The following is an 8,138-nucleotide window of genomic DNA, read 5'->3' on the forward strand; positions in this document are numbered from 1 at the left end:
TTTTTCCGGGACAACCTTTGTCTTTTCCTGCATGGCATACAGGAGATGACTGGTAAAAGTTAATCCTCTCCCTTCAGGGTATAGGAGAGGCATCTGCCTCCCTTTAAAATTTAATTATTTAATATAAAATTAAAGTGTGAGATTAAAAGAAAGGGATAAATTTATACTGGTCTCTGACTATGAACCAAAGGGAGATCAGCCTCAAGCAATTGAAAAACTCGTCACAGGTTTAAGGAAAGGGCTTAGATTTCAAACTCTTCTTGGTGTTACAGGTTCAGGAAAAACATATACAATGGCTCAGGTCATTGCAAGAGTTAACAGACCAACCCTTGTCCTCTCCCACAACAAAACCCTTGCAGCACAACTTTACTCTGAATTTAGGGATTTATTTCCCTACAACGCAGTGGAGTATTTTGTAAGTTATTATGATTACTATCAGCCAGAGGCGTATGTTCCACAATCTGACCTTTACATTGAAAAGGATGCCGATATAAATGAAGACATAGTTAAATTGAGACATAAAACTTTGAGGAGTTTGATGGAGAGGAGGGATGTTATAGTTGTATCCTCTGTCTCATGTATATATGGGTGGGATGATCCAACAGAATTTTTAAAGGGGCTTATAACTATAAAAGTTGGTGATAGAGTTGATAGGAGATCCTTTGTAAGAGATTTGATTGTTCTTCAATACGAAAGAAACGATATAGACTTTTCAAGAGGGAAGATAAGGGTGAGGGGAGACACGGTGGATGTTTTCCCAACAGAAATGGATGTAGCAGTAAGAATTGAGTTTTTTGGGGATGAGGTGGAAAGTATAAGCCTTATTGATCCACTCCTTGGAACAAAGATTGAGGAGAGAGAATCCTTTGTCTTCTTCCCTGCAAAACAATTCTTGACAACAGAGGAGAGAATTAAGAAAGCTGTTGAGAGTATAAGAAGAGAACTTAAAGAGAGGGTTGAGTATTTCAAAAGAAAGGGAAAGTATCTTGAGGCAGAAAGACTCCTTCAGAGGACAAATTTTGATATTGAGATGCTTCTTGAGACTGGATACTGTAAGGGAATTGAAAATTACACAAGGCACTTCTCTGGAAGGAAACCTGGAGAGCCACCCTACACAATTCTTGACTACTTCCCTGAAGACTACATAACATTCATTGATGAATCACACATCACAGTTCCACAGGTGAGGGGAATGTATCTTGGAGATAGATCAAGAAAGGAAACCCTTGTTGAATATGGGTTCAGACTTCCATCTGCCCTTGATAACAGACCTCTTAAGTTTGATGAATTCCTTGAGAGGGTAAATCAGGTTATCTTTGTTTCAGCAACCCCATCAGATTATGAGCTTTCTGTTTCAGAACAGGTTGTAGAACAACTCATAAGACCAACAGGTCTTGTTGATCCAATGGTGGAGGTGAGACCTACTGAGAATCAGATTGAGGATTTAATTAATGAGATAAAGAAGAGGGTGGAGAAAAACGAGAGGGTGCTTGTTACAACGCTGACAAAGAGAATGGCAGAGGATTTAACAGAGTATCTCATAGAAAGGGGTCTTAAGGTAAAGTATCTTCACTCAGACATAGACACCATAAAGAGGGCTGAAATTTTAAGGGAACTTAGGGCTGGAGAGTTTGATTGCCTCGTTGGAATAAATCTATTGAGGGAAGGACTTGACCTTCCAGAGGTTTCTCTTGTTGCAATCCTTGATGCAGACAAGGAGGGATTTTTAAGGTCCTATGTATCCTTGATTCAAACCATAGGAAGAGCAGCGAGGAATGTGAGTGGGAAGGTTATAATGTATGCTGATAATATAACAGAGTCCATGAGAAAAGCAATAGATGAAACCAACAGAAGAAGAAAGATTCAAATGGAGTATAATAAAAAACATGGTATAAAACCTGAGACCATTAGAAAGGCGGTAAAGGATTTGATAGACCTTCCTTACAAAGGAAAAGAAGAGATTGAGGAATTTGCGAGAGTATCTCGTGGGAATCTCTCTCATGAAGAGATCAATTATCTCATTATGGAACTTGAGGAGGAGATGCATCTTAAGGCTGAAACCCTTGAGTTTGAAGAGGCTGCGCGAATTAGAGATAAGATCTTTGAACTTAAGAAACTATTAAAGAGAAAGGAGAAGAGATGATTTTATCTGTTTCCCTGAATCCGAAGATTGAAAAGATTGGAAGAGTTAAAAGATTTGTGGTTGGAAAGATGAACAAGATTGAAATAACAAAGGAAAGTTCAGGTGGAAGGGGAATAAATGCAGCAAGATTTATTAAAAAGATAGGGGGAGAGGTTGTCATAACAGGAATAATAGGGGGAAAGACTGGCGAGTACATAGAAGAGGAACTCAAAAGAGAAGGTTTGGACACAGATTTTTATGTGACAGAAGAGGAAAGTAGAATATCAATAAAGATATTTGATGAAAGGGGATTAAGAACTGATGTTTCTGAGACTGGACCACTTCTCTCTCCCATTGACACAAAAGGATTTGTAGATAAGTTTAAAGAGATCGTAAAGGATTTTGATGTGGTGCTTCTTTCTGGAAGCATACCCTCTGGTGTTCCTGAAAATATATACTTTAGGCTTATTACCATTGCAAAGGATGCTGGTAAGATTACAATTCTTGATACAGAGGGAGAACCACTTATTGAAGGTATAAAGGGAAGTCCAACCATTGCAAGGGTTGATAAACCAGATTTTGACAAAATCTGTGGCTCATCCCTCATCTCTCCAGCAAGGAGGATAAAAACAATAAAGGAACCAAAACCTGATATTATCATAGTTAACTTTGAGAAGGGGAACATACTCTTTAATTTTGAAGAGAAAGTCTATCACCTTCTATCCCCTGAAAAATTCAATGGAAACGATAGAGATGGTTTTAGAGATAGATTTATAGGTGCAATATCCTTCTTCCTTGACAATGGTAGTGATTACATAGATAGTATTAAAAAGGCTCTATCCATATCCCTTAAGGAGGGATTTAATTTTGAAAGAAAACTTGTGTTAAAGGAGGTATAAATGAGAATAAAGAGAGAGAAGGATATACTTTTTGCAGTTTTTGAGGAGGGAGAAAAAATCTCAGAATCTATGATGAAACTTATTAATGATCCAAGAATGGAAGAGACAGGAGTAATTTTAACTGCTCTTGGAATGATTAAAAATGTTGAGATAGGTTATGGTCTGTATGATGGAAGTAAAGTTGATTATGAAAACTCAATATTTACTGGTCCATTTGAGCTTCTTGGTTTCAGCGGATTCATTCTTAAAGGGGAAGAGAAACCCTATCACATTCATGTCTATCTTGGGGACAGAGATAAAAAGGCAATTGGTGGACATCTTATTGATGGAGAAGTCCACACATTCATAGAAATGGCAATTCTTGTATCAAATGCAAAGATAAAGAGAGAGATTTCAAATGGACTTCCCTTGTTAGATTTATGAAGAAATTTTTAAAGTGGCTTGTCATTTTAATTTCACTATTCCTTGTATACATATTTTTCATTGAACCAAATTTAGTTCTTATAACCAGAATAAACATTGAATCAGAAAAGATTTCAAAGGATATTGAAAAGATAAAGATTCTTGAAATTTCAGATCTACATATAAAGAATTTTGGAGTTAGGGAAAGGGAGGTTTTGTTTTTAATAAGAGCAATAAAACCTGATGTTATCTTCATAACTGGGGATTTCTATGAGAAATTGGATAAACTTTCAGAGGTTAAAAAATTTATCAGTGGCTTGAAGTTAAAAACCTATGCAGTTCTTGGAAACTGGGATTATTGGGCAGGGGATATTGACCCACTTATAAATATGCTTGAGAGAAATGAAATTGAAGTTTTAATGAATGACAATAGACTCTACTTTAAAAATGGGGATTTTATAAACATTGTTGGTGTAAGTGACCCATACACAGGACACGATGATATAGAAAGAGCAACAATGGGAATAAACAAAAAGAAATTTACAATACTTCTTTCTCATGCACCATGCATTGTAAATCATCTTAAGGATGAAAAATTTGACCTTATCATCTGTGGTCATACACATGGTGGACAGGTAAACATTCCCTTTGTTAAACCATTCTGGGCTCCAACAGAGACAAACTACATAAGGGGAATGTATGAGACAAAATGGGGAAAACTCTATGTAAACAGAGGTATAGGACTATCTGTTTTTCCCATAAGGTTCTTATGTCCTCCAGAGATAACACTTTTTACATTGAAGAGTAAAGAATGAAGGTTGTTCTCTCGCTTGGAAGTAATATTGGAGATAGGAGAAAAACAATTATAAAAACCATTTCAAAACTAAGGGAAAGGGTTAAGATAGAAAAGGTTTCATCTCTCTACGAAACAGAGCCATGGGGGTATAGAAAACAGAATAAATTTTTCAATGTGGTGATCTCCGGAGAAACAAATCTTAATCCAAAAAGTCTCCTCTTCTTTATAAAGAAAGTGGAGAAAGAGATGGGGAGAAGAGAAAGATTTAGATGGGGACCAAGGGAGATAGATGTGGATATTGTATTCTATGAAGATGTTATTCTTAAAGAAAAGGATTTAAAAATTCCCCATAAAGACTACAGAGATAGAGATTTTGTTATAGTGCCACTTCTTGAGATAGAAGATGAATTCATTGATCCTGAGAGAAAAAGAAAGGTAAGGGATTTATTTACTGTTAAAACTTTGGGAGAGGTTAAAAAAATTGAGGATTTTTCCTTTAAAAGAGACGTTTTCTCAGAATTTAATCTCACCCTTAAAAAAATCCCTTCAAATCTATTCTTTTTTAGGCCTCTTCCTTCAACACAGAAGTTCTTAAAGAAGAACTTTATTGAAAATACTTTAGTTGTAAGTTCTATCCAGACCGAAGGAAGGGGGAGAAAGGGGAACTTATGGATCTCTAAAAGAGGAGGTTTATGGTTTTCATTCACAGAAAGACCCGTTAAATCTATATATGCCCTTCCACTCCTCTCTGCCCTATCTGTGGGAAGGGCACTTAAAGAGATGGGGATTCATGGAGTAAATATAAAGATTCCAAATGATGTATACATAAAAGATAAGAAGGTATGCGGAATAATAAGTGAAGGAATCTTTAAAGATAAACTCATTGGAGAGGTAATAGGGGTTGGCTTAAATGTAAATTTGAATGAAGAGGATTTTAAAGGAACTTTTCTTAAACCTCCCACATCAATCTTTCTCACTATAAAGATATTATTTCTAATTTTTATAGGTTTAGGAGAAAGGAGATTATCTCTGAGCTTGTGGATGAATACAATCTTTTTGATAAACCATTTAAAATTATGAAGGATAAAGAACTTGTTGAGGTTTATGGGATTGATATGGATGAAGAATTAAATATAACAGTAAAACATTTAGATGGACACACTGAAAAAGTTCCACTCCACATGATACCTTAATCTACAATTTTTAGTTCCTTTAAGATTTTTTCTATATTCAAAATAGCCTCCTCATCATCCACAACGAGGGGTTTTCTTACATATGTTGAAATTGGAAATCCCATGAGTTTTAGAGCAATTTTAATACTTGAGGCAAAAGAGGTTCCAAATCTGTATATATCTGCTAACCTCGCTATAAATTCAGTGTTTTTCTTAAAGTCGGTAAGATCTCCCTCCTCAAAGTTTTTAATGATACTCGTCAGAACATCTGGGGCAATGTGGGATAGAGCAAGGATTCCCCCATCTCCACCAAGAATAAGGGTTGAGGAGAGATAAAATCCAAGCCCTGTAAGGACTGAAAAATCCTCCCTCTCTTTCTTTATCTTGAGTAGTAAATCTTTTATATAACCAAGACTATCTATTGTTGCCTTTACTCCTATAATTTTCTCCTCTTTAAGGGCAAGCTCTCTTATTAAATCCACACTAACGCTGTAGCCTGTGCATGAAGGAATGTTGTAGATAATTGTGTCCATCTCTGAAATTCTTGCTATAGATAGAAAGTAATCTTTGATCCCCTCTTTGTTTGGGATAAGATAAAAAGGAGGTGGTGAAACAATAGCGTCATATTCAAGTTCTTTCGCAAGATTTATGAGTTCTTCAACTTCTTTAAAGGAAGTGGAAGAGACATTGGCAAGTAGTTTCACATCTTTTCCTATAATTTCTTTTACAAAAACCATTATCCTTTTTCTCTCTTTTAATGTAAGGGATGTGAACTCTCCTGTAGTTGCATTTACAAAGAAACCTTGGACCTTTGGAGTAAGGAAGTTAATTATCTTTTCAAAACCATCAAAGTCTATCTCCCCATCCTCTTTAAATGGTGTTATAAGTGGTACAAAGATGCCATTAAACTTTCCCTTCATTTTTTTCTCCTTTCAATATAATTTTACAAAATCTTGTAAAAATAGAAAGGCTTTCACATGGAAACCTCAAATATCTTTAAGATGAAAGATACCTAAAAATACATCCCTGTTAAATTTTAGCATATTAATGGTAAAATATTATAAACGGAGAAAAATATGGAAGGAAAGATACTGAATGTAGATGATGAAGAATTTAACCTTGAATTTTTAAATGCATTCTTAACTTCCAGAGGATTTGAAGTTATAGATGCAAAAGATGGGAGAGAAGCTGTCATTCTTGCCACGGAGAAAAAACCAGATCTTATCCTTATGGATATAATGATGCCAATAATGGATGGCATTGAAGCAACGAGAATTTTAAAGAGAAACAAAAATACAAAGGATATACCTATCATTATTGTTACTGCCGCAGCACACAGAGAAAACAAAGCAAGAGCTGCTGAAGCAGGAGCTGACGAGTTCATATCAAAACCCATAGATTTAGTTGAGCTTGAAATAAGAATTAAAAATCTTTTAAAAATAAGAGAATACAATGCATTAAAAACTGGATATCAAACCCATCTTGAAGATGAGATTTTCAAGAAAACAGAAAAACTCAGAAAATTATTGAAGGAGAAGGAACTTTTAAGTTATGAAACCATAGAGAAATTGGGTGTAGCTGGTGAGTATAGAGATGATGAGACGGGGAAACATGTTAAGAGAGTGGGTAAATTTTCAGAGGTAATTGCAGAAGGGATTGGATTATGCAAGGAGTTTGTAGATACTATAAAACTTGCATCACCTCTTCATGATATTGGAAAGATTGGAATCCCAGACAGAATACTTCTAAAACCGGCTTCACTAACTCCTGAAGAATTTAAAGTAATGATGAGGCACACAATAATTGGAAAGAAGATACTGTCTGGATCAATAAATCCTGTTCTTAAAATGGCAGAGAAGATTGCTTTCTCTCACCATGAAAAATGGAATGGAACAGGATACCCAAGAGGCTTAAAGGGGGAGGAAATTCCCTTGGAGGGGAGGATAGTATCTGTTGTAGATTCCTTTGATGCTATGACAAGCAAGAGAGTATATAAAAAGTCATTCAGTTATGACTTTGCTTTTAATGAAATAAAAAAACTATCTGGAAGCAGTTATGATCCAGAAGTTGTTAAAGTCTTTATCGAGAAATTTGAGGAGATTAAAAAGATAAAGGAACAATATAAAGATGAAAATTAAAAAGAAATTTTTATTTAAACAAATTATGCTGGTTCTCTTTGTTGTTTTTATACCTTCCCTTGTTCTGTCTTTTGTTATTTACAACATAAATTATAAAGAAGCTATTCTAACTGCAGAGAGGGAACTTCGTTCTTATACTCAGTTGGTGATCTCAGATTATAAAGAAAGGATAAAAAATATAGATGAAATAGCTAATGTAATTTATAAAACTTATGTTGACTATGGTAGAGTAGATAAGGAAAAGATTTTGGAATATTCTTTCGCCATAAACTCCTATTATATAGTTGGAAAAACTAATTTAAATGAAGGGCTGAATTTTAAAAAAGAGGGAGAGATTTTAAAGATTTTTTATGTAAAACAATTGAAAGAAGATGAATTTTTGATTCTTGATATAAAGAATTCCTTTATTTTTAAGGAGATAGAGGGTTTTTTACACGAATCCAGAGAAGGTGTATTTGGTAAAATTTATGGAGCACTATATTTTGGTAAAACCCCACTCTACTGGTCTGAAGGAGGTAATAAACCAAGAAATTTAGATGACATAGATTTTTTAAACAGGGTTGTTTATGTTAAGATACCACTTCATAATGAAAACATTACTTTTTTAAT

9 protein-coding genes are annotated in these 8,138 nt (G+C 34.8%); 8 read left to right on the forward strand and 1 reads right to left on the reverse strand.

The window, feature by feature from the left end; translation table 11 throughout:
- Positions 1–136: 136 nt before the first annotated feature.
- From uvrB to J7J33_01280, 6 genes are read left to right on the forward strand one after another with little or no spacing between them, the layout of a single operon-like run.
- Positions 137–2,143 carry an excinuclease ABC subunit UvrB gene (gene uvrB / locus J7J33_01255; protein ID MCD6167921.1) on the forward strand — a complete coding sequence of 669 codons (2,007 nt, stop codon included), beginning with the start codon at positions 137–139 and terminating at the stop codon, positions 2,141–2,143.
- The gene (locus tag J7J33_01260) at positions 2,140–3,021 is read left to right on the forward strand and encodes a hypothetical protein (protein MCD6167922.1); all 882 of its coding nucleotides are present in this window, start codon (positions 2,140–2,142) and stop codon (positions 3,019–3,021) included. Before uvrB ends, J7J33_01260 begins: the two co-directional genes overlap by 4 nt.
- A complete protein-coding gene (locus J7J33_01265) occupies positions 3,022–3,444 on the forward strand; it encodes a DNA-binding protein (protein ID MCD6167923.1) in 423 nt (140 codons plus the stop codon). It abuts the gene before it with no gap.
- Positions 3,441–4,238 (forward strand): metallophosphoesterase, encoded by a 798-nt coding sequence (locus J7J33_01270; protein ID MCD6167924.1) that lies wholly within the window; start codon positions 3,441–3,443, stop codon positions 4,236–4,238. The genes J7J33_01265 and J7J33_01270 overlap by 4 nt, the downstream gene beginning before the upstream one ends.
- A complete protein-coding gene (gene folK / locus J7J33_01275; protein ID MCD6167925.1) occupies positions 4,235–5,299 on the forward strand; it encodes a 2-amino-4-hydroxy-6-hydroxymethyldihydropteridine diphosphokinase in 1,065 nt (354 codons plus the stop codon). Before J7J33_01270 ends, folK begins: the two co-directional genes overlap by 4 nt.
- On the forward strand, positions 5,257–5,412 hold the full coding sequence (locus tag J7J33_01280; GenBank protein ID MCD6167926.1) for a hypothetical protein: 156 nt from the start codon (positions 5,257–5,259) through the stop codon (positions 5,410–5,412). The genes folK and J7J33_01280 overlap by 43 nt, the downstream gene beginning before the upstream one ends.
- Here the strand turns inward: J7J33_01280 and J7J33_01285 are convergent.
- Positions 5,409–6,311: a dihydrodipicolinate synthase family protein gene (locus J7J33_01285; protein ID MCD6167927.1), complete on the reverse strand. Its 903-nt coding sequence runs from the start codon at positions 6,309–6,311 to the stop codon at positions 5,409–5,411. The genes J7J33_01280 and J7J33_01285 overlap by 4 nt on opposite strands.
- Before the next feature lie 156 nt (positions 6,312–6,467).
- On the opposite strand from J7J33_01285, the gene J7J33_01290 reads away from it, so the two are divergent.
- On the forward strand, positions 6,468–7,529 hold the full coding sequence (locus J7J33_01290) for a response regulator (protein MCD6167928.1): 1,062 nt from the start codon (positions 6,468–6,470) through the stop codon (positions 7,527–7,529).
- On the forward strand, positions 7,519–8,138 hold a 620-nt coding region (locus J7J33_01295; GenBank protein MCD6167929.1), incomplete at its 3' end, for a hypothetical protein. The genes J7J33_01290 and J7J33_01295, both read left to right, overlap by 11 nt.

This window comes from Caldisericia bacterium, from assembly GCA_021158845.1.
GTDB lineage: Bacteria > Caldisericota > Caldisericia > B22-G15 > B22-G15 > B22-G15.

Coding starts and splice junctions, on each gene's coding strand:
- J7J33_01260 (MCD6167922.1), top strand. CDS start 2,140: ATGATTTTATCTGTTTCCCTGAATCCGAAGATTGAAAAGATTGGAAGA.
- J7J33_01265 (MCD6167923.1), top strand. CDS start 3,022: ATGAGAATAAAGAGAGAGAAGGATATACTTTTTGCAGTTTTTGAGGAG.
- J7J33_01270 (MCD6167924.1), top strand. CDS start 3,441: ATGAAGAAATTTTTAAAGTGGCTTGTCATTTTAATTTCACTATTCCTT.
- folK (MCD6167925.1), top strand. CDS start 4,235: ATGAAGGTTGTTCTCTCGCTTGGAAGTAATATTGGAGATAGGAGAAAA.
- J7J33_01285 (MCD6167927.1), bottom strand. CDS start 6,311: ATGAAGGGAAAGTTTAATGGCATCTTTGTACCACTTATAACACCATTT.
- J7J33_01290 (MCD6167928.1), top strand. CDS start 6,468: ATGGAAGGAAAGATACTGAATGTAGATGATGAAGAATTTAACCTTGAA.